10 protein-coding genes and 1 tRNA gene are annotated in these 26,980 nt (G+C 52.8%); 8 read left to right on the forward strand and 3 right to left on the reverse strand.

The annotated features are described in order from the left end of the window. Nucleotides 1–64 precede the first annotated feature (64 nt). The gene (gene rbr / locus ACZ5PT_RS10225) at nucleotides 65–637 is read left to right on the forward strand and encodes a rubrerythrin (protein ID WP_464262934.1); all 573 of its coding nucleotides are present in this window, start codon (nucleotides 65–67) and stop codon (nucleotides 635–637) included. Between the two features lie 138 nt (nucleotides 638–775). On the opposite strand, the gene ACZ5PT_RS10230 is transcribed toward rbr, so the two are convergent. Together ACZ5PT_RS10230 and ACZ5PT_RS10235 are read right to left on the reverse strand one after the other, a co-directional pair. Further along, a complete protein-coding gene (locus ACZ5PT_RS10230) occupies nucleotides 776–991 on the reverse strand; it encodes a GSU3473 family protein (protein WP_464262935.1) in 216 nt (71 codons plus the stop codon). A 292-nt stretch (nucleotides 992–1,283) separates the two neighbouring features. Then, entirely contained in the window at nucleotides 1,284–1,757 is a 474-nt protein-coding gene (locus tag ACZ5PT_RS10235) for a hypothetical protein (RefSeq protein ID WP_464262936.1), read from the reverse strand. Nucleotides 1,758–1,962: 205 nt separating this feature from the next. On the opposite strand from ACZ5PT_RS10235, the gene ACZ5PT_RS10240 reads away from it, so the two are divergent. The 5 genes from ACZ5PT_RS10240 (at nucleotide 1,963) to ACZ5PT_RS10260 (ending at nucleotide 11,141) form a co-directional block, all read left to right on the forward strand. Further along, nucleotides 1,963–3,759, forward strand: a complete 1,797-nt coding sequence (locus ACZ5PT_RS10240; protein WP_464262937.1) for a methyl-accepting chemotaxis protein — start codon at nucleotides 1,963–1,965, stop codon at nucleotides 3,757–3,759. A 304-nt stretch (nucleotides 3,760–4,063) separates the two neighbouring features. Further along, on the forward strand, nucleotides 4,064–6,403 hold the full coding sequence (locus ACZ5PT_RS10245) for a PAS domain-containing sensor histidine kinase (RefSeq protein WP_464262938.1): 2,340 nt from the start codon (nucleotides 4,064–4,066) through the stop codon (nucleotides 6,401–6,403). 5 nt (nucleotides 6,404–6,408) lie between these two features. Next, nucleotides 6,409–7,818, forward strand: a complete 1,410-nt coding sequence (locus tag ACZ5PT_RS10250; RefSeq protein WP_464262939.1) for a sigma-54-dependent transcriptional regulator — start codon at nucleotides 6,409–6,411, stop codon at nucleotides 7,816–7,818. A 662-nt stretch (nucleotides 7,819–8,480) separates the two neighbouring features. Continuing rightward, nucleotides 8,481–8,987 (forward strand): chemotaxis protein CheW, encoded by a 507-nt coding sequence (locus tag ACZ5PT_RS10255; RefSeq protein ID WP_464266727.1) that lies wholly within the window; start codon nucleotides 8,481–8,483, stop codon nucleotides 8,985–8,987. A gap of 33 nt (nucleotides 8,988–9,020) precedes the next feature. Then, on the forward strand, nucleotides 9,021–11,141 hold the full coding sequence (locus ACZ5PT_RS10260) for a HAMP domain-containing methyl-accepting chemotaxis protein (protein WP_464262940.1): 2,121 nt from the start codon (nucleotides 9,021–9,023) through the stop codon (nucleotides 11,139–11,141). A gap of 68 nt (nucleotides 11,142–11,209) precedes the next feature. On the opposite strand, the gene ACZ5PT_RS10265 is transcribed toward ACZ5PT_RS10260, so the two are convergent. Continuing rightward, nucleotides 11,210–11,286 (reverse strand) — tRNA-Asp (locus tag ACZ5PT_RS10265). Between the two features lie 1,233 nt (nucleotides 11,287–12,519). On the opposite strand from ACZ5PT_RS10265, the gene ACZ5PT_RS10270 reads away from it, so the two are divergent. Together ACZ5PT_RS10270 and ACZ5PT_RS10275 are read left to right on the forward strand one after the other, a co-directional pair. Beyond that, complete coding sequence (locus ACZ5PT_RS10270) at nucleotides 12,520–17,616, forward strand: CxxxxCH/CxxCH domain c-type cytochrome (protein WP_464262941.1); 5,097 nt, start codon at nucleotides 12,520–12,522, stop codon at nucleotides 17,614–17,616. A 14-nt stretch (nucleotides 17,617–17,630) separates the two neighbouring features. Next, entirely contained in the window at nucleotides 17,631–26,969 is a 9,339-nt protein-coding gene (locus ACZ5PT_RS10275; RefSeq protein ID WP_464262942.1) for a DUF2341 domain-containing protein, read from the forward strand. Nucleotides 26,970–26,980 lie beyond the last annotated feature (11 nt).

Genomic DNA, 26,980 nt, shown 5'->3' on the forward strand with positions numbered 1-26,980 from the left:
GTATGTCAATCTGGCGTCCGGAAGAAATTCGGTCGCCAGATTATAACCCAAGGAGAGGATACGCATGAGCATCAAAGGAAGCGAAACAGAAAAGAATCTACTGAAATCTTTTGCCGGTGAAAGCCAGGCGCGGACCCGTTACACTTATTTCGCCAGCATCGCGAAAAAAGAGGGTTTTGTGCAGATTGCCGATGTCTTCGAAGAGACCGCCAATCAGGAAAAGGAACACGCCAAGCGATTCTTTAAATTTCTCGAAGGTGGCGACTTGGAGATCACCGCCTGTTTTCCCGCTGGAAACATGGGGACGACCGCTGAAAATCTCCTTGCTTCGGCGAATGGGGAAAATGAAGAGCATACTGATCTCTACCCGGCCTTCGCCGAGGTGGCGCGTAATGAGGGTTTCCCGGAGATTGCCGCTGCCTGGCAGATGATTTCGGTTGCCGAGAAGCAGCATGAAAAGCGTTTTCGTGATTTGTTGACCAATGTTGAAAGTGGTCGTGTTTTTGCTCGCGAAGAAGCGGTGGTCTGGCGTTGTCGCAATTGCGGTTTTCTGCACACCAGCACCGGTGCTCCAGAGCTTTGTCCGGCTTGTATCCATCCGCAGGCGCATTTTGAGTTGCTGGGGGAAAACTGGTAGCAAGCAGCCCGTTGTCGGATCGAAAAAAGCCGGCCGCGTAATTGCGGACCGGCTTTTTTTATTTGGGCCATCGTTGGAACAGCGTCACCGAAAATCTTAGAATTGGCTCGTTGCTTGGTCGGCAGAGTTCCGCGCGCTTTAATGTCGAATCGTAGAATCTCGCACTTTAAGTCTTCTTTCCGGGCCATGGTAAAGGCTGCTAGCGCGATTCTCCCGAACATTTTCTGCCGTGATATCGATCCAACCATCGCTTCTTTTGAATTGCACAATCTTTTCCGCGCAAATCAGATGGTTCAGATAGAAATCCTTGATTAAATCATGTTTCCCGTTGGGGTAGATGACAGGTATCAGCATGGGAATTGTCCTCCATAAAAATACTCGAGTTATCAAGCGAGCAAAGTTGTAGAGTATCTAATGCAAGTAACTTACCGTTATTTTAACCTGCAGATATTGAAGGGAAAAGATATCGGTTGTTTTTCTTTGTCGGATATTTTTACAAATATTTCTGCTGTTTTGATGGTTTAAGCGGGACGGGTAGTTGGAACCCTTGAACATCAATGAGGTTCATCACTGCTTAACAGGAATTTGTGCTCGGTCGCTGAGTGATTTGCCGCTGGACAAGCAATCATTGCCTGATTGCTTGCTGTCAGATCCGAACCTCGTTCAAAAGTTCCTGGAACGGTCGCCAGCTTTTGCGGGCGGTATTCGAACCGTAGTCCGGTGGCATGCTGCAATGGATTTGATCGTCGAGCAGGGTTTCCATGTTTGGGGCCAGGGCCAGACATTGACAGGGGCGCTCTTCGGTCGAAAACGTACAACCGTCTAGGCGTTGAGCGGCACACCCCTGCTCGGAGGAGCGTGGTGCCGGGATGAGAACTCCGCCGAGGTTGCGCAGCGTCAGTTGCTGCTTGTGTAGCAGTTCTGTCATTTGCCCGACTGTTGGAACCTGTTTGGCGAAGAAAAGGGAGAAAAACCGCTGTGGATCGCTCCAGACCCCCGGATGTCCAAGGCAGCAGCGGCCACGACACTGACGGCAAAGCTGGACATCCAGTTGAGTGCCTTGCATAACGTTGTTCGCCTTTGCCTGTGTGGCCATTGTTTCCTGTTGTCTCATATTCATAAAAACTTTGTATCGCCTCAATTGCCGTTAGCTTTGGCGGGGTGTGAAACTGGCTGAATGTACGTCGTCTGGATGTTTTTCGTTCCCGTTATTAGGGGAAACCAATTGACATGTATTTGTGTTTCTATATATTGGGCAAGTAGAACGTTATTATACTGGCAGGTTTGTTGCTTGGGTTCCAGTTCTTTTTTCGGAGGTTGTCTGGATGTCGATATTTGTCGCGCTATATAAGTGGTTGGAAAATGGCTTTTTCAATACGTTGACTCGGAAAATTGGCGGGAACTTTCTTTTTCTTTGTTTGTTGCAGTTGTTGGTTGCTGCCGTCATTTGGTGCAATGTCGTTCGCTTGGAAGCGTTGTTAACTACGGGGCGCTCTGCCGCTGAGATCGGAATCGAGATACAGTCGATTGCTTCGCAATTGCAGATCGGGCTAGGGCTTTGCCTCTTTGCGATGGTCTGTATTGTCGTGTCGTTGTTTTTTCTTCGCTACCTGATTGTCCGTCCGTTGAGGCAATTAAACGACCAGCTCGAAAGTATGGCCACCGATGATGCGGATCTTTCCCAATCGCTACAAGTCAACAGTGTCGACGAATTTGCCGATCTGGCTGACAACTACAATCAGTTTATGGCGCGATTGCGGCAGACCATTGTCACTATTCGGCGCATGGGAATGGGAATTGCCGTTAGTTCGGCCAAAGTGGTTAACAGTGTCAGCGATTCAGCCGGCAAGGCTTCTGGTCAGGGTGAGTTGGCGAATCTGGTTTTTTCTTCCAGCGATGAAGCAACGCGCTCTATCGATGTTATTTCATCCAATGTGCAAACAATCGCCACCTCAACCTCCGAGAGTTTGGCGGGCGCTCGGGAATCCTATCAGTCGTTACAAGGGCTACGCAGCGATATCAGCAATATGCAGCAGCAGATCGGTGAACATGACCAGACCATTCAACAGATGGGGGAACGCTCACGCGACATCGGCAAAATTATTCGTACTATTCAGGATATATCGTTTCAAACCGGCCTGCTGTCTTTGAATGCGGCGGTTGAAGCAGCGCGAGCAGGGGAGGCGGGCAAGGGGTTTTCGGTTGTTGCCGGAGAGGTGAAGACTTTGGCGGAACAGGCCAGTACGTCGAGCAAGGATATTGCCTCGCAGTTGAATGCTGTGCTGAGCATGATTGAGAGTGCCACCGGTGAGGCGGCCAAGATCAACCAGTTTGCCAACGAGACCTCGGCCGTTGCGGAATCGTCATGCCAGCGTTTTGATGAATTGATCAGAGAGTTTGAGCAAAATGATCTGCGCCTGTCGGAGATTACCGCCTCGGTGCAAGAGGTCTCTGGGGCTAATGCCATTATGCATGATAACGTCGCGGAAATTCGCCAACTGAGCCACCATGTCCACCAGCGTATGGATGAATCCAGTCAGGTTGCCGTGGAATTGCAGGCCAACACCGAACAGATGCAGCAATTGGTGGCATACTTTAAAACCGGAGGCGGTGTTTTTGAGCAGCTACTGGGGGTCGCAGATGAATTCCACCGGCGGGTTATTGAGCGGCTCGAGCGCTTAGCCGGGCAGGGGGTCAATATCTTCGACACCAACTATCAGATGATACCGGGAACCGAACCCGCCAAATACAGCACCGCCTATGATCGTCATTTTGAGCAGGGGTTTCAGCAATTATACGACCAGGTGGTCGAGCGGGTTCCGGGCGGTGCCTTCGCGCTCTGTGTTGACAGTAACGGTTATGGCCCGACCCATAACAGCTGTTATTCGCGTCCCCCAACAGGCGATGCGCAGGTTGATCTTGTCAGCAGTCGAGACAAACGCATATTTAACGATCCAACCGGTTTGCGCAGCGCACGCAATCGTGAGCGGTTTCTGCTGCAAACCTACATGCGTGATACCGGCGATATTCTCAGCGACTTGTCGATGCCAATTCTGATCGCTGGTCGTCACTGGGGTGCGCTGCGGATCGGCTTCGATTCTACGGTGATGTTAAGATCCTAGGTACCGATAACGGTCGGGAAGAGGTTGCGCTTCTCCCGGCTGTTTAGAAGTAGGACGCTTCCTCCCTTCTCCGAATAGCCATTGTTCGCTCTTGATTCTCCTCTCTTTCCCCACTTAAACACCCAAAATGCGATGAGTGGGAAAAAATAACCAATAAGATAGAAGGGGCTTGAAAGTTCCGCTGCCTTGGCCCATGATGTGTGCACTCTAACTTGTGCGCGGCAACTGCTTTTGCGCTTGACGAGACAGGGAAAAGCTCAGACACGGCCGCCCTTTACCTGGTTGCTCTTCAAGGAGGATCTTCTTGCCTGTAGTACATAATCACCCCACAGACACTTTAGACCATCGGGCCATCCTGCAAGGCATGGCCAGTGGTTATGCTTTATTTGAAGTCATCGCCGGTGAGCTGGGGCTCCCTGGCGATTACCGTTTTCTCGATGTCAATCACGCCTTTGAGATGATGGTCGGTTTTCCTCCCGGGCAAATTGTCGGTCGCCAGCTCCGGGAAGCTTTGCCCGATATCGAGGATATCTGGGTCAAACGTTTTGGCGCTGTTGCGATGACCGGAAGACCGGACTTTTTTGCACACTATTTCGTAGAATTCGACAGGTATTTTGCGGTTTCGGCATCCTGCCCGAAGGTCGGGCAATGTGCAGTGATATTCAACGATATAACCGAGCAGAAAAGAGCTGAACAGGCTCTTGCGCGGCAGCATCGGCAATTGATTCAGACAGAGGCTGAATTGGCGGCTATTTACCAGAATACGCCAATTGTCATGCTTGTGATCAATGCCGATCGGCGGGTGATCAAGCTCAATCAGGCGGCCGCGCAGTTATCGGTATTTTCGGAACAGGACTCCGTCGGACGGCGGGTTGGAGAGCTGTTCAACTGTGTGTATGCCGATAGCTGTCGTGGCGATTTTTCCTGTGACCGTTGCCTGCTCGAAACCGAGCTTCTAGGAACCCTGCAGCAGGGGAGTGCATGTCGGAACAGGCTGATCAGTCTGACTGCCATGAACGAGCAAGGGCCTGTACTCAGGCAGTTGTTGCTCTCATCGACTCCGCTCTCCACCGGCAACTCACCGCAGGCACTGGTCAGCATTGTCGATGTGACTGAGCTTGCTACAGAGCAGTCGTTGCGGCACGAAAGTGAAGATCGCTATCGGGTCCTGGTCGAAGAAGGGTTGGATGGCATTTTTATCCATAAGCAGCAGGAGATCGTCTTCGCCAATCAACAGGTTGCCGATATCTTTGGCTGCACCCGTGACGAATTAGTCGGGATGTCCGCTCTCGATATTGTTGCGCCGAATTACCGGGAATATATCAAGCACCGTGTTGCGATAAAAAGCAAAGGGATCATCGAAATAGATATGCTCAGAAAGGATGGCAGCCTCTTCCGCGTCGAGGAACTTTCCACAAATAGTATATTTCAGGGCGAAGAGGCCCGGGTCGTAGCGTTGCGAGATGTCTCTGCAGGCAAAAAAAACGCTGAGGATCTCCAGATCAGCAAACAGTGCGTTTCGCGTTTGTCCCGTCAGTTTGAAACCTTACTGGATGCCATCGCCGACCCGATCGCCGTACTTAGTAAGGATCTCGATCTGCTCTGGCTCAATCAATCCTATCGGCAATTGCGGGATGATTTGGGCTGTGATGAGGATGGCCTGACCTTCAGACAGTATTTCGGCGAAGAGACGCCCTACCCGGTGCAACTCTGCTTTGACGGCGGCGGGATGGCCGAAGGGGAGATCCCCTCCGTCGATGGACGGACCTGGCAGGTCCGCGCCTACCCGTTGTCTGAAGAGGAGGGGCAGGTGCTGCAGGTGGTTGTCATCGCCATCGATATCAGCGAGAAGAAGCGCCTCGAGGAGGATGCCATGCGTTCCAGTCGGATGGCATCTCTGGGGGTGCTGGCTGCCGGGGTGGCGCATGAAATCAATAATCCGAACGCATTGGTGCTTTACAACAGCGATATTCTGCTGAAGGTCTTTCAGGAACTGCTTCCCTATTTAAGCCAGCAACTGCAGGATGTTGATGATGTCGATTTCAACGGTCTCAGTTGGGCCGAGGTTGAGCAGGAGGTTCCCAGTCTATTGACGGCGATGCACGGCGGTGCCCAGCGGATCAGGCGGATCGTTGATGATCTGCGAGATTTTTCCCGCGGTAATAACGGGGACGAATTTGCGCAGACTGATCTCAATCAGGTTGTCCGGTCTGCCGTTCGTCTGGTTCACAATACCCTCAAGAAGAGTACCGATTGTTTCAAGCTGGAACTGGCCGAAGACCTTCCGTGCATTCAGGGAGATGCCGGACGCTTGGAGCAGGTGATCATCAACCTGTTGCTGAATGCCTGCCAGGCTTTGGCTAATGCTGATCAGGCTATTCAGCTGCAGACCAGCTACGAAGCAGAATCTTCACGGATTGTTTTGCAGGTTATCGACCAAGGGGAGGGGATTGCACCGGAACTCCTCAACTCTGTCACTGAGCCTTTTGTCTCCACCAAGCGTGACCAGGAGGGGACCGGGTTAGGACTCTCGGTCTCAGCGCGGATTGTCAAGCAACACGGCGGGCGCTTGTTGTTTGAATCGCAACCGGGAGAGGGGACCAGCGTCTCGATGGTGTTGCCGCTGTCGGAGCTGGAAGAGTGAATCGAATGACCACGACTTACCCGGAACAACCGCTTCTGCTGATCGATGACGAGGCCGACTGGCTGAACAGTCTGGCCTTGTCGCTGAAGGTCTCCGCAGGGATTAATCATGTTGTCAAGTGTAGTGACAGCCGCGAGGTGGCGCAGCTGCTGCGGCAAAATGCTTACAGTCTGGTCCTGCTCGATTTGACCATGCCGCACGTTTCCGGGGAGGAATTGCTTGCGCACATCTCGGAACGTTATCCTGGCTTGCCGGTTATTATTCTCAGTGGCTTGAACCAGATAGATACGGCGATCCGTTGCGTTAAGTCTGGGGCCGAAGATTTTTTTGTCAAGACCGATGAACGGGCGCGGGTGGCTGCCGGCGTGACCCGGGTGCTGAAGCAATACCAGTTGCGCTTGGAAAACCGTAAGTTAACCGAGACCCTGCTGCAGCCGGATGCGACGTTGCCTGCGGCTTTTTCCTCGCTGGTGACGGTTCATCCGCAAATGCAGAAGATTTTCAGCTACCTTGAGGCGATCGCCAGCAGCGCCGAACCGGTCTTGATTTCTGGTGAGAGTGGAGTCGGCAAAGAATTGATCGCCCGGGCCCTGCATCAGCTCGGTTGCCCCGAACATCCCTGGGTCGCGGTGAACGTTGCCGGGCTGGACGATACGGTGTTCTCCGACACGCTGTTCGGTCATGTCAAGGGGGCCTATACCGGCGCCGAACAGAATCGTTGCGGCATGATCGAGCGGGCGCAGGAGGGTATCCTGTTTCTCGATGAAATCGGTGATTTGACCATCGCCTCCCAGATCAAATTGCTGAGGCTGCTGCAGGAGGGGGAATACTACCCGCTTGGCAGCGACAAACCACGAAAGGTCAAGGCGCGGATCCTCGTTGCGACCAATCAGGATCTGCAGGCCAGGGAGGCCGAAGGTAAATTCCGGCGTGATCTGCTTTATCGCCTCTGGGCGCATCGGGTGGTTATTCCGCCACTACGGGAGCGGAAGGCAGATCTTGCTCCCTTGTTGCAGCATTTTCTGGCCGAGGCGGCTGAGTCGTTGGGGAAGAGGGTTCCGACACCGCCGCCGGAGCTGCTGGCCTTGCTGGCGACCCACAGTTTCCCCGGAAATGTCAGGGAGTTGCGGGCCATGGTATTTAATGCCGTCAGCTTGCACCAGCGCGGTGTCCTCTCGATGTCCAGCTTTCGAGAAACGCTCTCCGTGCGGACTGCGAGAGAAACGGTTGGCGGGGAATCTGCCGATGTGGGATCTCGAGTTTGCTTTGCGGAACAGCTGCCAACCCTGAAACAGGTCAGCCAGTTATTGATTGCAGAGGCGATGCGGAGAGCCGGAGACAAGCAGACGATCGCTGCGCAGTTGCTGGGGGTTTCACATCAGGCCTTGAGCCGAAGGTTGAAAAAAACCGACTGAGAGCGCAGGTGGATAGCGGAAAAAGGGGTTCAACAAAAGTTGCCATGGCAACTTTTGTTGAACCCCTTTTTTTTGTTTAAGGACAGCTGTTTGGCGATCTTGCGAGCTGTTTGCGCAGCAAATTGTTGCAATGGTTACTCTGCTTTGCTTTGGGTCGAGAAGTGGCTAAAAACAACGTAAAAACAGCATGTTGTGAGATGGTTAGGGTTTTGGCATTGGTTGTGCTTAATGCATAGTGTCCTGATTGATTGAATAACACGGAGTTGATGACCTTGCTGAACAGTATTTTGCATTTTGAGCCATGCTGTGAATATGCCACCGAGATCGGGTTCTTGCTCAAGCTTGCCGATTGTCGATCTACTGTAGCGAGCACGGTTGCAGAAGCCAGCAACTGGCTCAGGGTCGACCGGCATCTCGACCAGGGGTTTGACCTGGTCCTGCTCGGGGCGCAGTTGGAGACTGCGGCTGGTCAGTTATTGATGGATGAAATTTCGCAATCTAATTCGTTGCCGGTGATCTGTCTGCAGCGAAGCCAGAACGATCCGCCCGCTTACCTCAATGAAAACGTAGTCACCTGTCAACCGGAGGATCTCCTGTTGTGTTTGCGTGAGTGTTTGGCGGCCAGAGTTGAATCAACCAAAAGGAAAAAGGGGGGCGATGCGATGTCCGAGGTGTTGCAGATGACGGAGGAGGGGAAACCAGCGGAGTTAGATTCCATGCAGGGGAAGTATCTGACCTTTATGCTGGCTCAAGAGGGGTATGGACTGGAAATCAGGTATGTCACCGAGATCATCGGTATTCAGGGCGTGACCAACGTGCCGGAGATGCCGGAGCACGTTAAGGGTGTGCTCAACCTGCGCGGCAAGGTGATACCGGTGATTGATGTGCGGATGCGTTTTCATTTGCCCGAGCGCGACTATGATGATCGAACCTGCATTATTGTGGTGGATGTTGCTGGCTATTCGGTTGGGCTGGTGGTCGACAAGGTCAGTGAAGTCATCGACATTCCTATACTCGATATCGAACCAGCGCCCATGTCTGACTTAACGGGTGGTAACGCTTATATCCAGGGGCTGGGTAAGGTTGAGCGGCAGGTGATAATCCTGCTCGATATCGAGCGGTTAATTAAAGATGAAGATTTGAGCGAAGTAGAAGCGGATGCGGTTTAAATAATTCAACAATCGAGTGAAGTGAGGATACGGATGTTTGACAAAATTAGTTTAGCCAAAAAATTGTCTATCGGCTTTGGGGTTGTACTGCTGCTGCTGGCAAGCGTCGGGTTTATTGCCTACGGTTCGCTCGAACATGCAACCGAAGGGTTTGATGAATATCGCAGTTTGGCCCGTCATGCCAACCTGTCCGGACGGGTACAGGCCAATATGTTGATGGTGCGGATGAACGTCAAGGATTACATCCAGAGCGGCAGCGAGCAGGAGCGGCAGCAATTTAATGACTCTCTGGAAAAAACCGCCGGCTTTTTATCGACTGCTCAGGATGAAATTGAGCAGCCGGAACGGGCTAGACTGGTTGCCGATGCGACCGAAAAACTGAAGCGCTATCAGGCGTCATTTAAGCAGGTGGTCGACTATCGAGAGCAGCGCAACCAGGACTATGCGGAGATGGCCAAATATGGAGCCGTGACGGAGGAGAATCTGTTGAAGATTTTGCAGTCAGCCCGCGATGATAATGATATGGCCTCAGCTTATCCTGCGAGCCTGGCAATGCGACACCTGCTGTTTGCCCGATTGTACGTGATGAAGTTTCTCGACACCAATACCCGGAACGATGCTGACCGGGTTGCCGAAGAATACACTGCGATGAAACAGCAGCTGGAGACCATTGGCCGCGAATTGCAGAATGGCGAGCGCCGTAGATCCCTGGCGGTTGTGCAGGAAAATATGCAGAATTATCTGAATAGTTTCAACAAGATCGCCACTGTCATCTATGCCTGCAACGAGATCATTTCAGGGACCCTCGAACTGCTCGGCCCGCAGATCGCCGCTGAGATCGAACAGGTCAAGCTGTCGGTCAAGGATGCCCAGGACACTCTGGGGCCGCAGGTGCAGGATAAAAACGCGCAGGCAGTCACGCTTATTACGTTCCTCAGTTGTCTTGCCATCGCTTTGGGGGTTGGGGTGGCGGTGCTGATTACCCGTGCCATCCTCCGGCAGATGGGTGGCGAGCCAGCCATGGTGGTCGAAGTCGCCAAGCGCGTTGCCGAAGGCGACCTGGAAATGGACTTGCCCAACCGTGGTGAAGCCAGTAGCAGTCTTTATGCCGCGATCCGCTTGATGGTCGAAAAACTCAAAGAGAAGACCCTGCTGGCGCAGCAGATTGCCGCAGGCGACCTGTCGAAAGATATCACCCTGGCCTCCGAGCGTGATCTGCTCGGCAAGGCATTGCAGGGGATGGTGGCCAATCTTAATGATATCCTGGGGCAGGTCCAGGTCTCCGGGGAACAGATTGCTTCCGGCAGCAGCCAAGTTTCCGATGCCAGCCAGTCGTTGTCGCAGGGGGCGACTGAATCTGCCAGCAGTCTGGAGGAGATTTCCGCCTCTCTCAACCAGTTGGCATCGCAGACTTCGGTCAATGCAGAAAATGCTAATCAGGCCAACCTGTTGGCTGGCGAGGCCCAGCAGGCGGCACAACAGGGCGGTCAGCAGATGGAGTCGATGGTCACCGCGATGGGGGAAATTAACGAGGCCGGACAGAATATTTCCAAGATTATCAAGACCATCGATGAGATCGCTTTCCAAACCAACCTCTTGGCGCTCAATGCTGCTGTTGAAGCGGCCCGCGCCGGTCAACATGGCAAAGGCTTTGCTGTGGTCGCTGAAGAGGTTCGCAATCTGGCGGCCCGCAGTGCCAAGGCGGCTGAAGAAACTTCCGAGTTGATCGAGGGCTCGGTGGCAAAAACAGAAAATGGGAGTGCTATCGCCAATCGGACCGCTGAGGCGCTGCAGGAAATCTTCAACGGCATCAGTAAGACTTCAGGGTTGGTGGCTGAAATTGCTGCAGCCAGTAATGAGCAGGCCCAAGGCGTCAGCCAGATCAGTCAGGGGGTGACGCAGATCGATCAGGTCACTCAGCAGAACACCGCCAGCGCCGAAGAGAGTGCCGCTGCTGCTGAAGAACTTTCCGGTCAGGCCGAATCGATGAAGCAGATGTTGGGTCGTTTTGTTCTCAAAGGTCGGAACTCTGCCGCTCCCGTTGCTTGGAAACAACCGGAGATTTCTCGCTCTCCGGGAAATGGCCGTGCATGGCCTGTCCAGGTAAGCGCAGCAAGCATTCCTCTGGACGATCAGGAGTTTGGACGGTTTTAGTTTTGACTGGGATTAAATGATGAAAAACAAAAAAGGCGACCCGCAATGCGGATCGCCTTTTTTTATTGTGGCGGGAGTGACGAGACTCGAACTCGCGACTTCTAGCGTGACAGGCTAGCGCTCTAACCAACTGAGCTACACCCCCTTGAACTGTTCGTTTGAAGCGAGCGGAATTTACCCCATCTTGTCTGTTTCTGCAAGGTCTAAATTTCACAGCGTCAAAAAAATTAACGGCAGCGCGGCAGGTGTTTTTATGCCCTTTGGGAATACATTTAGGCTCCGCAAAGGGCGTTGGTATTGCCTGCCGGATTGAGGTCTTATCGACTTGGTCGGGAACGCCAGGCGGAAGTTTACATATTTTCTTGGCCTAACTTTTGCTAGGTAGTATGTTGATGTGCGTAAAATATGCGTAGTTGATTGATCTGGTTGGTTTTTGCGATTTGCCTTCAAGTCACTTTGGAAACTGTCCAGGATTTTTTCACAACAGAAGTCGTTACATCAAATTGAACGAAAGAGCGGTTGCGGCATCTGGCGACGTCGTGTCTCGGAGAGGATCTCTGTGTTATCTGTTGTTCAAGCTAGCTGGAGCTATAATGGAAGTGTGAGCAAGTATTGGGTTAGACATCTTGTTCTGTTATCCGTTATTTGTTGCCTTCTTTCGCTCTGCGCAGGACCTGCCGAAGAGACAAAAACCACAGATCGTTAAGCAAATTCACCCATCGATTGTTTTTATCATCGCCCGGTTTCCTTGCGGGTGATCAGTTCTTTTTTCAGGACCTTGGAGGCCGGTGTTTCAAACTGGTGGATTTCCTAGGTCGTACCGACATCTATCAATTTCATGTCACCGCTGCACTCCCTTGAGTAATCATTAAAAATTTATCCGAAGGACTCAATGTTAAGGCTGTGGTCTGGGGTTTAGATTCGCACTTCAGTTTTTCTCTCGTGATTTCCGTGTTTCTCCATCCCTTGACTTAGCTTTTTGTCATTGTTTCAAACACCAACTGAGAACTCATCGACTAAATAGCTAGTCAGTTTTATCGTAATTCACTAAGGACTATCTTTTGGTGGGGAAGGTGGCGCTTAAACGAACACATATGGGTGGGATATGGGTTGCTGAATCTATTAGTGGTTTTGTCGAAAATGAAAAGTGCTGGAGCTGGTTTGTTTGGCCTAATGTTTGCTTTGTTTAATTTCTGGCTTATGCCGTGGAGTTTATTAATGAGCCAATATTTAATAAGTATTTGTCTGTAATTCATATTTTTCTGTGTTTGAAGCCTAAATAAATATATTTGTGCTTTTCGATCTGAAAAAGAGTTCGCTTTATTAACCGTAGGGTGCTCGCGAAGGTTTGGTCGCGGTGTCTCGGGGGAGGACCACTGTGGTATCTGTTGCCAAAATAAGCCGGGTTATTAACGTAAATAAGGGTGTGCTCGGGGGGGGACGTATCGTCCCGTTGTCCCTGTTTTTATGTATATTTCTGCTGTTTGCGGTTTCCGTATATGCTGCTGACATTACCACGCCGGGCGAGTATTTGTTGTCCGGTGGCAATCAGGTTATTAACGTCTCCATCAGCTATACCGACGACGATGATAACAATAATACCCTATTAATCGAATGGGATGAAGAGGGTGGCGATTGGACGGAATTGCTAGGTAGCGTCTCTCTCGATCACATGCCATCTCCTTACTTGTATGTAATTACCAACCTTGTAAATCAGTCAACTTGTAAGGTCCGCATCACATTTCGAGATGGTGAAATAACCGATGGTGGCCGTATTTTCACTGGCCTGAAACCATATAATGGCATGGTTCACACATCTCTCGCGACGGGTTCGAGCAAATGGTCTGGCAGTGGTGGTTGGGGGATTACGGGTGGTAAGTATGGTCGATTCACTTGCAATACCTGTCACCAGAAAGGCTCCGGCAACGCCAAACAGGTTAAGGCTGCCCTGGTGGTTACCGACCCTGCAGCCAGCGACGATAAATTGCCGATAGAGCTTTTGGGTGGGGCTGTTGTTCTCGATTCTTTGGCGAACGGCACTTCCAATCTGGGTGACGACAGTCGAGATCCGTCCAACGTTTCAACGAATATCTGCGAAGCCTGTCATTCGCAGACCGACTTTCACCGTTACAATACCGCCGGCCAAGCGGGTGGACCCACCCATTACAACAAAAGCGACTGTATCAAGTGCCATAATCATAATGAAGGATTCAAGGCTGGTTGCAGCGGTTGCCATGCAAATCCCCCCGAATGGAACAGTCATCCTGCCCACCTGGAAGAAGGGCGGATGCTAGAGGCCTTGGAATGTGCGACTTGCCACCTGAGTTCTGATCACATCAGTGGCTTATCCGAAATTTCTTTCAATCCATCTGAAACGCGACTTGTTGCTCCCGCGGCCTACAATGATGGTGATGGAATTCAAACCAGCCGTTATACCGAAGCCGCTGGTTATGTTGCGGGCCCTGCCTACGGCACGTGCGCGTCGGTTTACTGCCACAGTAACGGCGATCCCTTTGACGGCCCGCTCGCCTACCAGAATCAGACCTGGGGTGGTGCGGCGATGACCTGCTCTTCCTGTCATGCTGCTGCTGGTGACGACTCAACTCTGAGCAGTCACCACGTCAAGCACGTCGGGACTCTTTATGGTTTTGACTGTAGCAAATGCCACGCAACGGTGGTCAGTGATAGCACGACTGTCGTTGATAACACCCTGCATCTGAATAACCAGAAAGATGTCGGTTTCTCCAACCGTGGCACTTACAGCGTTGACAGGGAATGTAGCAATACCTACTGCCATGACGATGGGCAGAATAATGGGGTGTCGAACCCGAATGTTCCTGTTGAGTGGGATGTTGCGCATACCACCACGTGTCTGAGCTGCCATGGCGATGTGGATCCGGCGAAGGATCTAGCACTGTTGGGTGACAGCTATCGAATGCTGAGTGGTTCGCACGATGTTTTGGCCAGTAAACTGTGGATTCGTCAGTACCCCTGCGAAGATTGCCATTACCATACGACGGATGCAAACAATGCGATTAAAGCCGGTGACGTTCACGTCAATGAGCAGGTCGATATCGCCATGCATCCTGACCATGTTACTGCCGGACGGCCTGCTCCAAGTTACGACAGTGTCGATCAAAACTGTCTGAATGTTTATTGCCACAGTGACGGACGGACCGCCAATCCTGTGATCGTCGATCTGAGATGGGGGGTGGATGTTGCCCATTGTGACACCTGTCACGGGCATCAAGGGGCTTGCAGCGATTGCCATTATGAGGGCAATGCTGATGGCCTTAAGGTTCTTGATAGCTGGCCGCTTGGCAAAAAGTGGTTAAACTCCACCCCGATGTACAAAAATACCGGTGCAAACACCACGAATGCAAATTCACATGTTCGTCACCTGCAAACCAATTTCTCTTGTGTCAACTGCCACGCGGCAACGATTAAAGAGGATGACGGAAGCTGTGTTGACTGTCACCTTCCCGACCAGGATCCGATCGGCAACATGGACGAAGATGGTCATATCTATGCTGATAAGCATGATGACAGGGTCAAGGATGTTGTCTTCAAGGATGGTGGTTCCTATGACCCGGTGACAAAATCCTGCTCCGGGACGGCCTGTCACAGCGGCGACCATGACGCCCCTCAGTGGGGCGGTACGGTCGCATGTTTGACCTGTCATCGGAGTGCTGCTGCCGATCAGGACAGTGTCGATGGCGTAACGGGGCGGATCAATGTGACCGAATGGCTGACCACCGGTCATGGCCGCCCGACGACTTCAGGGCCGTACCCTTCCGGCAACCCAGCGGCGAATTTCCCGACAGAGAACCCTTGCTGGCATTGTCATGATCGCTCGATTGTTCATGACGATCCAGATAATCCTTATCGTTTGACGATGCACCCCCAATATGAAAAACGTTTCGAAAAAGAATGCCTCTATTGTCACATGGAAGCGATTGATGCTGAATGCCTCAGTTGCCATGATACCAGCGAAAGTACACTGGCGACGCAGATCGATACGATTCTTGCGCCGACCAATCATGTCGGGAAAACCAGCTGCGTAACCGCCACCTGCCATACCAACGACAGTAGTCAACACAACACCGACTCCGGAACCTGGAATGCGACACAAAAGGCTGATATTAAAAACCAGTATATGATGATGGGCGTCTGCCTGCAGTGTCATGATGATAATTCGAATGATCGCTGTCACAGTTGCCATACCTGGGATGAAGAGGCCGAAGGCGCTCCCAGCCCCTATGTCATCGGCTACAATCCGGGCGGTATCGGCTTTATTGCCGGGGCGAGCAAGGCCAGTTCAACGCATTTCGGTCATAAGCATTCGGCGGCCCATACTAATAACGGGGTGTGGAAGGGCGGTAAATTCTGCTGGGATTGCCACGATCCGCATGGCGACAACAACATCTACATGATTCAGGACCAGGTGGCGACGGCAACCGACGGGACCTTTGGTACCCCGATCACCCGCGCGGAAGTTGTTTTTACCAAAAAAGGCAGCGGTACCGATTATGCTCAATCGAGTGGCCCAACCCCCTTCACGGGGATCTGTAACGTTTGCCATACCGATACCGATCATTACCTGGCCAACGCCGGTGACAACCACCGCGCCAGTCGGGCCTGTACCGAGTGCCATACCCACGGGTTTGGCGGGCAACATGCTTCTGGCAAGGGGTGTGGCTCCTGCCACGCGGAAAAACCGATCCCCAACCATGTAGGTTTCGGCTTACCGCGCGACTGTGTCTCATGTCATGAAGGCGTTATCAAGTTGCGCGTTGATGTCATGCGTCAGTTCCGGGGCCAGTCGCACCATATTCAAGGTGAAAATGTTGCGGTTGAAAATCTGCATTGTTATCAATGTCATTGGGAGGCAACCGCGGAAGGTCTGATCAATAACACCTACCATGAGGGCTATAACTACAAAGACTACAGTGCCACCCCCAATGCGCCGAGTGACCTGGTGATTTATGGTGCTGGAACACGGCCGACAACCTACATCCCGGATGTGACAGCGGTTACCTTTGATGCCTCCAGTATCGCTACCTCCAGGACCGACATTGTCAAACTTTCGCAGCATTGTCTGAGTTGCCACAGCGACCAGAACAACGATCATACCCCCTTCAAGATAGATGACCCGGACAACCCGCGGCTTTATAACGACTGTCGAACTCCGCGTCAGTATGCCTGGGATCGGCAGAGTATCGACGCCCGTTATTCGCAGACCGACACCACCCGTTGGGGGAAATATTCCGGACCTGATGCCGCCGACAAGGATGTCCTGAAGGCCTTCTCTGCACACGGTAATGCCATCAACAATGCCAGTGGCTGGGATGCCACCAATCCGGCAATTGGTGAAGACGGTACCCCTGGCAACACCAGGGCCGGGACCGGGCTGGATAAAAATGTTCAGTGCTATGACTGTCACAGCTCACACGGGTCCTACACCCCTGGCGTGACCAGCAGTTACCTGACCTTCGATGGTACTTACCGGGGCGGGAACTTGAAGGAAACCCAAGGCGGGAAGGGGGGCTACAACGTCACCTATAAAGCCGTAGGCACTACTGAGGGGATTAATCCGATGAGTGCGGCCGCGGCCCAGTGCTTTGATTGCCATGAAACCGAGGCCGCCGGAACCATGCCTTGGGGCTACAATTCTACTTACGGCGCGACTGCTCCAATTATGGGTTACCGTGACAGTGCCCGTTTCGGTGATGGCGAACGCGGTATTCAGGGCCGCTACGATTTCAAGGCATCCCGGGGGAATATGGGCGGCCATTTAAAGCGCTCAACGGCCAGCGCACCCGATCTGGATAATCCGCCTGATGCCGAGCATCAGATCAACGGTTCCTGTACTCCTTGCCACGACCCGCACGGCGTCAGCCCGATCCTCGGGGCCAATCAGGAGTATGCCGTCCCGCTGCTGAAGGGAACCTGGCTGACCTCACCATTTCCGGAGGATGCACCACAGGTCGTCACGACCAACGCCAATTATGGCAAAACCACCAGCACCGTTTATCCTGGACGGAAGGTCTTTGGCACGGTCGACGGCCGGACCATGGGCGAAGCGAACCCGATGGCCGAAGATGCCAGTCAGTTCGCCGGGCTCTGCCTGCGCTGCCACCCGAAAGGTGCCTTGACCGACGGGACCGATAAAAATACCGCCTTTGGAACGCGTGATCGCGTTCATGAAACGGTCAAGGGCTGGGGGAACAACCAGGAGCATAACTTCTCCTGCTCCAAGTGCCATCAGGCCCATGTTTCCGGTTTGCCGCGTTTGATGCGTACCAACTGCCTCGATTGGAAGCACCGTGGCAGAACCGTAGCGGATGGGATTCTGCCAAGACGGTACAACGACTTTAAGCATTATCCGCAGATGAACGATATCTGGCCGGACTGCCATGAGACTCAGACCGGAACCTGGAGCGATCAGCAATGGAATGAGGTGACGACATGGTAGGGGCGGGCGTAATAATGGCGAGCAAGTCTTCTCGGCAAAACCTGTTTGAGACTGCGCAGAAACTCTGCTCGGCAGTTTTTATCCTTTCCGCGCTGGTTATTTCACTGACTGTCTGGCTGCCGCAAAGCTGTTATGCCGCCGGAGGGGATTACGTCTGGGTTGGCGGTCCGTACAATGTTGCCGTGGCTGGCAAGCAGGAAGCTAGGGCATCCGTTGTTGATTCGCAGGGTAACCTGATTATTGTTGGCACTGCCGCAACCAATGGTACCGATTTCCATGTTGTCAAGATCAATGCCGAAGGGACTGGAACCCACTGGAGCATAAGCAAGGATGGCACCGGGGGCATCGATGTCGCAACGGCTGTTGCCGTTGACAGCGATGACAATGTTTTTGTCACCGGCTACCTCTGGAATGGTGCGACCTACAACGACATCTATACCGCCAAATATGCCGCGGCTGATGGGGCGCTGCTCTGGGAGCATACCTTCGACGGAACCGGCAACGGTCAAGACTATCCAACCTCTATCGCTGTCGATAATGTCGGCAGTGTTTATGTCGGCGGTTACATGCAGCGCCCATCGACCCTGGATAGTTTCATCCTGTTGAAATATGGTCCCGATGGGACGAATCTGGAGGGGAATCCGCTCTGGAATATTTCCTACGATGGTGGTGACAGCGGCAATCATCGTATCTACGCGGTGGTCGCCGATGATGTCAAGGGTGTTGCGGTGACCGGCGAGTCAGAGACGTCCCCCCTCGATTTCGATTGCTTGACGATCAAGTATGACAACGAAGGGACCCAGCTCTGGGACCGCAACTATCCCGATACCGGGAACGGTCGCGGGCAGGCTTTGGCAATGGATACGGTCGGTAACGTTATCATGGCCGGTTACGTCTACGGCCTCGGCGGGACTCAGGATTTCTATGTCCACGAATATCTCAGCGCCAACGGGAATACCAATTGGGTTGATGCCCACGACAGTACCTATGAAGACCATGCTGAAGCGATCTGGCTCGACAGCGACGATAGTGTTTATGTCGTCGGCAGTACTGCCAGCCTTGCCACCGGCAACGACCTGCATGTCAGAGCATACCAGGACGACGGGACCGATATCTGGAGTGACAGTTACGATACCGGTAGCGGTCATAACGATATGGGTTTTACCATCGTCGGCGACAATGACGGTGAGCTGTTTGTGGCCGGGTATAAAAACGATGGTGCCGGTTTCGATGACCTGCTGACCCTAAAGCTGAAAAGAGACAATGGCAATCAGCTTTGGCTTAAAACCTATGATGCTGCTGCAAAATTGGAAGCCGTTGTCGGTGCCGGCTTGACCACTACGGGTGATCTGCTGGTCGGTGCCACTTCCGATCGCTGGACAGCGGGGAGCACTGATTACGATTTTCTGGCTATTAAATATAAATCGGGTGCGCTCAATGCGCCGAGTTCTTTAACTGCAACACTTGTCTCTAATACTCAGGTTGATTTGAGCTGGGCAGATAACTCAAGCGGTGAAGATAACTTTATCCTGGAACGTAAAATCGGTGTTGAGGGAACGCCGACCGAAATCGTTATTGGCGCCAATCAGATTAGCTACAGTGATAGCGGATTGACTGCTGATAGCCGTTATTATTACCGCATCAAGGCGAAGAATGCCGCGACCGGCGACACCCCCTACAGTAATGAAGTCAATGTCAAAACGACCGTGGTCAGCGAGGCCAGCCCGGTGTTTGAATTTCAGCACGGTAGCCCTGGCAATGGCGAAGACCTGTCGGTGTCGATCGCCATCGGTCCTGACAACCATCCGGTCATCACCGGTCATGCCGACGACGGAATCAGCTTCAATTATCACACCATCAAACTCGACCGAAGCAACCTGAATGAGCTGTGGACGACCGAATATGACAGCGACGATCTGGATGCCGACGTGGCTGCCGATATTACCGTCGATAGCAATAACCGGGTGAGTGTTACCGGCAGTTCCTTCCGCTATGACGGTGGCGGCAAGCCGAATTCCAACGACATCTATACCGTCGGCTACCCCGCGGATGGTTCCGTGGAGTTGTGGGCTGGTCCGTACAATGGGCCGGATTTTGGGGAAGATTTTGCCTCAGCGATTGCTTCGGCTGACGATGGCTCCGACGAAGTCGTGGTGGTCGGTTACGCCAGGAGCAGCGGCTCCATTGAAGATATTTATGTTCTCAAATACCTCCCGGACGGCACCCTCGATTGGGTTTCAGCTCCGTACGATGTTTTGAACAACGATCAGCCGATGGATGTCGCCTTTGATGCTGCCGGGGATATTCTGGTTGGTGGCTATACCCTTGCCAGCGGCAACGAGGATTATCTGCTTGTCAAGTACCACGGCGGTGATGGCAGCCTGGATTGGGATATCCCCTTTAACGGTGCTGGAAACGGCGAAGATAAGATCGTGGCACTGGTCGTCGATGCGGCTGGTGACGTTTATGTAACCGGTTCCTCGGTAAATGCTGCAGCGAACAAGGATATCTACACCATTAAATACTCTGGCGTGGATGGAACTAAGCTCTGGGAGGATGGTCAGAACGGTACCGGCCACGGTGATGATGTTCCCGTCGGGATCGCCATCGATCCGGTCAATGGCGATATTCTGGTCGCTGCTACAACCGTTGACGTTGGCGGTGACAGCGAATATTTCCTGATCCGTTATGACAGTGCCGGCAATATCATCAGCGGCTGGCCGAAGGTTCTCGACCGGCCCGGATCGCATGAAGATCTCTATGCGATGACGGTTGATCCTTCCGGGGTCGCGTGCCTGACCGGAACCACCGATGCCAGCGGCAATGACAATGTGTTGACGGTTAAATATGATGCTGACGGCATTATTATCGGTGCTTCTGTCTACAATGGTGCTGACAACCAGAATGATACGCCGACCGCGATCGCCAGCAACCAGTATGGAGAAACCTTTGTTGCCGGTATGACGGTGACCAGCGCTGGTGATTCAGATTTTATGGTTTTCCTCGCGGACGGCGCAGTAATGCAGTCTCCGACCCCCTTTACGACCACCCAGCTCTATACCAATGTCGCACTTTCCTGGGCGGACAATTCCCACGATGAAACCGGTTTCCGCATAGAGCGCAAAATTGGCAGCTGCGACTCAAACCATCCATGGGACAGTATCCACACAGCCAATCCAGGCGAAACCAGTTATACCAATAGCGCTTTGAGTATCGGCTCAACCTTCTGTTATCGGATTCAGTCCTTCAGTGCCAGCGACGAATCCCGCTGGGTTGAGCGGCAAGTGACCACAGCAGAACCGGTTGCCCCGAGCGGTTTGAGTGCGACAGTGCAGAATACCACCGATATCCTGCTCGAGTGGACTGACAATACCGGTGATGAAGATGGCTTCACGCTGGAGCGTTGCCAGGGGGGTGGTTGTAGCTCTTTCAGTGCTCTGCCCGTCAGTATCCCGGCAAATGCCACCAGCTACATCGATGATTCCGCTTGCAACGGGCAGACCTACAGTTACCGGATCAAGGCCTACAAGACCAATGAGTGGCCGACCGGCTACAGCAATACCACTGCGGACCACATGACGGATATCCCGGTCGATCCCACCGATCTCATGACTGACTGGGTCTCTGAAGCCTGGGTCGAGCTGAAGTGGACCGATAGTAATGCTGACGAGACCGAGTTCCGCATTGAACGCTGCCTCGGCGATAACTGTAGCCCCGTCAGCACAATTGATTCAGTGCTCAGCCCGGCTGGTAACAAGCTGCACTACCGGATGGACGAAGCGAGCTGGGACGGTACTGTTGCTGAGGTTGTCGACCTCTCCGTCGCCGGAAACCCCGGGCAGTCTTTCAACGGCGCGACCACTACTGCCGGAAAGTACGACCGGGCTGGTAGTTTCGACGGCATTAATAACTACGTAGCCACCCCACTGGTGCTCGATCAGTCGGCGACCACCAACGGTGCAACTATGGCTGCTTGGATCTATCCGGACAGTATCAGTGTTAATGATCATTTTGTTTTTGGCACTGATAATGGCGGCAACGACTGGTCGCTGCTGCGTAACGCCGGTTTCTGGTATGTTGCCAACGGTAGCGACGCTGGGCTGGTCAATACTGGGATCGCTATCGATGTCGGCGTCTGGCAGCATATGGCCATCGTTTTTAATCCTGCCAGCGGTGTGACCCTCTACAAAGATGGCAGTTCGGTCTGGAGTAACGCCGCCATCGATTTTGACGACAGTACGGCAGCCCTGCACCTTGGCCGACGCGGCAGCCTCAATCAGGACTTTTTTGATGGTCGTCTCGATGAAGTGTCGATCTTTGACCAGCCTCTCGCCCTGACTGAAATCCAGGCATTACATGAACATGGCCTGGCGCGCTTCAATGACACGACGGTTGTTGTGGGCGCCACCTATAACTATCAGGTCAAGGCGTACAAGGATGCTAGTTGTGCATGGCCTGAGCTTCCATCCAATCAGATTCAGGTGGTCGCTGGCCCGCCAGCTCCCAGCGACCTAATGGCCAGTGTGGTTGACAGCGGGAAGGTCAAGTTGACCTGGACCGATAACACCACCACCGAAACTGGCTTCCGCATTGAACGCTGCGAAGGGGCCGCCTGTACTGTTTTTAGTGAGGTGGGGACGATTGATGTCGTAGATGCTACCTCCTACGTTGATGCTTCTGTCTGCGCCGACCCGGCTGTTGCTGTGACTTATAAATACCGGGTTTTTGCGATCAAGGGAGCTGCCGGGGCAGATTGGGTTTCGCCAGAGAGTACTGTAGCGGTAACGGCGATTCCGGCGTTGCTTGCACCGACCGCGTTGAACATTACCAGCGTGAGCGAGGATACGGTCAATATGTTGTGGGATTACCCGTCCTCTGATTTGACCGGGTTCCGTCTGTATACCTGTTCCAACGTCCCAGGCTCGTGCACCACTCCGGGTGACTACGGCGCCGCGACAGAGATCAGTCCATTTCCTGCGGGAACCCAGCTGATGCTGCATTTGGATGAAGATGGCTGGAGCAACGCTGTCGGAGAAGTGATCGATGTTTCCGGAAGTGGGAATAACGGAACCGGACACAGCGATGTTACCACGATTGCTGCCGGTAAATATGGCCGTGCGGGTTGGTTTGATGGGGTAAACGACTACATCAGTACCGAGCTGAACCTTGACCAGTCGGCCACTTCACCCGGAGCGACCTTCGAGGCCTGGATCTATCCAACCATCAATTCCTCTGCCTATAAATATGTGATCAGTACCGAAAACGGTGGTTACGATTGGGGCTTATATTTGCGCTACAATACTTGGTATATCGCAGATGGCAACAGTAGGATTTACACCGGGATCATACCGGCCTTTGACACCTGGCAGCATGTTACATTAACTTTCGATCCAACCAATGGAATCAATCTGTACGTAAATGGTGTCAATGTCTGGAGTACCTATACCATTTACACCGAGCCGGGAACGACGGCCAATGTGACGATCGGTCGTCAGGGGAATTACTCGTCGTATTTTCCGGGTGGGATCGATGAGGTTGCTGTCTACGACCGCCCCCTTGACACAACGGAAGTCCTGGATCGCTACCAGCGTAAAATCCGGTATAGCGAATCAGGGTTGATACATGCTTCCCCTTACAGCTTGCGCGTCGCAGCATATAAAACGCCTGGTTGCAGTTGGGAGAGCAATTATGCGCAAGTGGATACCACTACCGCTGGGTTGCCGACGCCAGACGGGTTGGAAGTGGTCGATATCAGTTCGACTCATATCGATTTGGCCTGGAACGACAATGCCACCTCTGAAACCGCTTACCATCTGCAGTGGTGTCAGGAGGGGGTAGATTGTCCTCTCGACGAGGTCGTCCCTGCCAATAACACCAGTATTACGCCTCTTTTTTCTGCAGATACGATCAGTTTCAGTGATGTCAATGTCTGTCCCGGTGAGACCTATAGCTACCAGTTGCGGGCCGAAAAGAGTACCGTTCCTGCTTGGGAGACCGACTGGCTAAGTGTTCAGGCTGTGACTCCTGCTGCGACCCCACCCGCCAATTTTGTGGCAGACCCCGCTACTCTGACTGAATCGACAATCGATCTGGGTTGGGATGATATGACCGTTGATGAGGATGAGTTTGTGCTTGAACGCTGCGAGGGGACGGACTTCCTCTGTGGTTCTCCTACGTTGGTCACCGCGATTCCGGGAACCGTACTGGGTAGCCTGTTGCACTATCGGATGGATGAAGCTTTGTGGAACAATTCAGTCGATGAAGTTGACGATCTTTCCGGTCAAGACAACCATGGCCGTGCCTATAATGGCGCCGTCACCGATGCAGCAGGTAGATTTGATCGGGGTGGTTACTTTGATGGTCTCAATGATTATGTGCTGACCCCACTGTCCCTTGACCAGTCACCGTCTGGTCAAGGAGCGACCTTCGAGGCCTGGGTTAAGCCGACCGTTACCGATACCAAATATCGTCATATCTTCAGTACCGATGATGGTGGTTACGATTGGGGCCTCTATCATCGCAATGGTACTTGGTGGCTTTCTACTGGTGAAAACTGGCGCGATACCGGGATTGCCGTTGATGTTGACGAGTGGCAGCATGTTGCTGTTGTCTTCTCCCCCGGGAATGTTGCCACCAAGTTCTATAAGAACGGTGTGGCGACGACAATGAACGCCAGCTATCTCGGCTATGATGACAGTTCAAAACCGGTTTTTCTAGGACGCCGTGCCAATTCGAGCAGTAGCAGTTATTATTATGCGGGCTATATGGATGAGGTGGCGATCTACAATCGGCCTCTGACCCAGGCCGAGATCGATCAGCACCATCAGACGCAAATCGAGACCTATGGATTTACCGATACCGGACTGTTACCTGGGACAACCTACACGTATCAGATCAAAGCAACTAAATCGGCCGTTTGCGGTTGGGAGGCTACGACAACCTTGACGGTTGCGACTGCCGATCCACCGCCACCGACCGGTCTGAGCGTCAGCAAAGAGGGCACTGCTGTTATTAATCTGAGTTGGGACGACAACAGTGGTTCGGAGACAGGTTACCGGGTACAGCGTTGCGACGGGATTTGTACAGCGGCAGGTCCTTTTGATGACCTCGATATCCTCTTGGCAGAAAATACGACCAGTTACATCGATGGCAGCGCCACTGTCTGTCCGGGCAATTCCTATACCTACCAGGTTCGGGCTGAAAAGAACAACGGTCCGAATTGGGAAACCGCTTGGACTGCCCCGGAATCAGACACGACGGAGGTTCTGGCCCCGCCGACGGTCTTAACCGCAAGCAGGGTGTCCGAGGTGCAGATTGACTTGGAATGGGTTGATAACAGCAGTGATGAAACCGGTTTCAGTATTGAACGTTGCTTGGTTGCCGATTGTTCGACAGTTGAGAAAACCGTGGTTACCGCAGCAGACGCGACCACCTTTGCGGACAATCAACTCGCTACGAATCAAACCTATTATTATCGGGTTCAGGCGGTAAACCCCGGGGCCTGCAATTGGCCGACCGCTTACACCAACATTGACAGTGCCACCACAACCACCGCAGCCCCCGACAGTCTGCAGATAGATGATGTTAAGGAGGCGCAGATCGATCTGAGTTGGACCGATACCTCGGGCTCGGGCACCTCGATTCTTGTCGAACGTTGTGCCGGCAGCGGCTGTGGTGATTTTGTCCAAATCGCGGAAGTCGGTGCGACGCTGAGCAGCTATTCCGATACCACTGTCTGTCCGGCAACAACCTATAGTTATCGTTTAAAAGCAAAAGGGAACGGACTTGAAGGAGAGGGCAACTGGACCCGGCGGATGACCCTGACTTTTACTGCCTTCCGACCTGAGACGATCGCTCGGATCACGATTCCGCATACTGCCGGGATGCAACCTGATTTCGATGATATCCGTTTCTACGATGAAGATGTCCACCAGCAGTTGGTCTATTACATTGAATCGATAACTGCTGGAGTCTCAGCGAACTTCCTCGTGTTCACAGGCAGAAACGAGAATATTTCGGTCTATTATGGCAACACTGAAGCAACCGAAATCGGCGACCCCACGCCGATGACGATCTTTCACGATGATTTCAGCGGGACCGTCATCGATGCCGCAAAGTGGCTGACCGTTGATGTAGACGATACCATCGTACAGGATGATGGTTTGGTCTTAAAAGACCTCTTTAACTGGGCTAACCGGCGTAGTTATCAATGGGAAATGGGCTTGATCTCTGCTGCAACCTTTGACCGGGTGGCCAACCGTGAACTGACCTATAGCCTGACGATCCCTGCCGATACGGTCTATTACAATGAATTCACTGCCGGATGGGAAGAGGATCAAACCACAAACAATTCGTTTGAGAATCAACTCCATGGTCTTCATTGGTACGAATATTCATTTAGAACCTATGAAAAAACTGTTGCGACCGGCGGAAGCGGAAGCTATGCCGCCAACAACAGCTATAAGGCGAGAATTGTCCTGAAAGATATTGGTGCCAAGTATTATGTTGTGGGGGGGGCTTATGCCAACTGGACGCTGGTCTGGGAAACCTCAACCAACGATGACACGCCGATGCGGATCGGCATCAAACAGCATAACCATCAGGCCACCATCCATGAAGTCAGGGTAATGGATGTTATTCTCGATATGGGGGTCTCTTTCGGGACTGAAGGGACCAGCGCCGCCTATACTTTTGGCAATACCTGGACCGGAACCAGCTACAGCAATATCGTCACCACACTGACACCGACACCGAGTCCGCTGGCACCAAGCGGCCTGAATGTGACCGCTGTATCCGATAGCGAATTCGACCTGTCCTGGAGCGATAACAGTTTCGGTGAGACCGGCTTTGAAATCTGGCGCTGCAGTGGGGCGTCCTGTACCTTTACCAGGGTCGATACGACCGGCAGCAATGCCACCAGTTATACCGACACCACCGCTCCAGCTTCAACCGAGAGCACCTTTAAAATTCGAGCCGTAAAAAGTGATGTCTGTATCTGGGCGACGATCCTCGACAGTGAAACGGTCAGTGACACCTCTTTTGCCGCCCGAACATCGACTGACAGTCTGACCGCAACCGGGGAGAACTCCCAGGTGATCAGGCTTGATTGGACTGATGTTGCGACCGATGAGGACGGTTATGAGGTCGAGGTGCTGACGCCATTCGGTGAATACGTTAAAATTGCCGACTTGCCCGCCGATTCGAACGTCTATTTCGACACCATGTCGCTGGAGAAAAATACCGATTATTACTACCGGGTACGGCCTTATCGTGGCACAGATTTCTCGCCGTACAGCAATCTTGCCATGGGCACAACTCTGGATTACGACGCAAGCGACACAACCTGTTATTAGCCGTGATATGA

The sequence above is a fragment of the Desulfuromusa ferrireducens genome (assembly GCF_055389805.1).

Excerpts from the sequence above, each read along its gene's own strand:
- rbr (WP_464262934.1), top strand. The coding sequence starts at position 65 with ATGAGCATCAAAGGAAGCGAAACAGAAAAGAATCTACTGAAATCTTTT.
- ACZ5PT_RS10230 (WP_464262935.1), bottom strand. The coding sequence starts at position 991 with ATGCTGATACCTGTCATCTACCCCAACGGGAAACATGATTTAATCAAG.
- ACZ5PT_RS10235 (WP_464262936.1), bottom strand. The coding sequence starts at position 1,757 with ATGAATATGAGACAACAGGAAACAATGGCCACACAGGCAAAGGCGAAC.
- ACZ5PT_RS10240 (WP_464262937.1), top strand. The coding sequence starts at position 1,963 with ATGTCGATATTTGTCGCGCTATATAAGTGGTTGGAAAATGGCTTTTTC.
- ACZ5PT_RS10250 (WP_464262939.1), top strand. The coding sequence starts at position 6,409 with ATGACCACGACTTACCCGGAACAACCGCTTCTGCTGATCGATGACGAG.
- ACZ5PT_RS10255 (WP_464266727.1), top strand. The coding sequence starts at position 8,481 with ATGTCCGAGGTGTTGCAGATGACGGAGGAGGGGAAACCAGCGGAGTTA.
- ACZ5PT_RS10260 (WP_464262940.1), top strand. The coding sequence starts at position 9,021 with ATGTTTGACAAAATTAGTTTAGCCAAAAAATTGTCTATCGGCTTTGGG.
- ACZ5PT_RS10275 (WP_464262942.1), top strand. The coding sequence starts at position 17,631 with ATGGCGAGCAAGTCTTCTCGGCAAAACCTGTTTGAGACTGCGCAGAAA.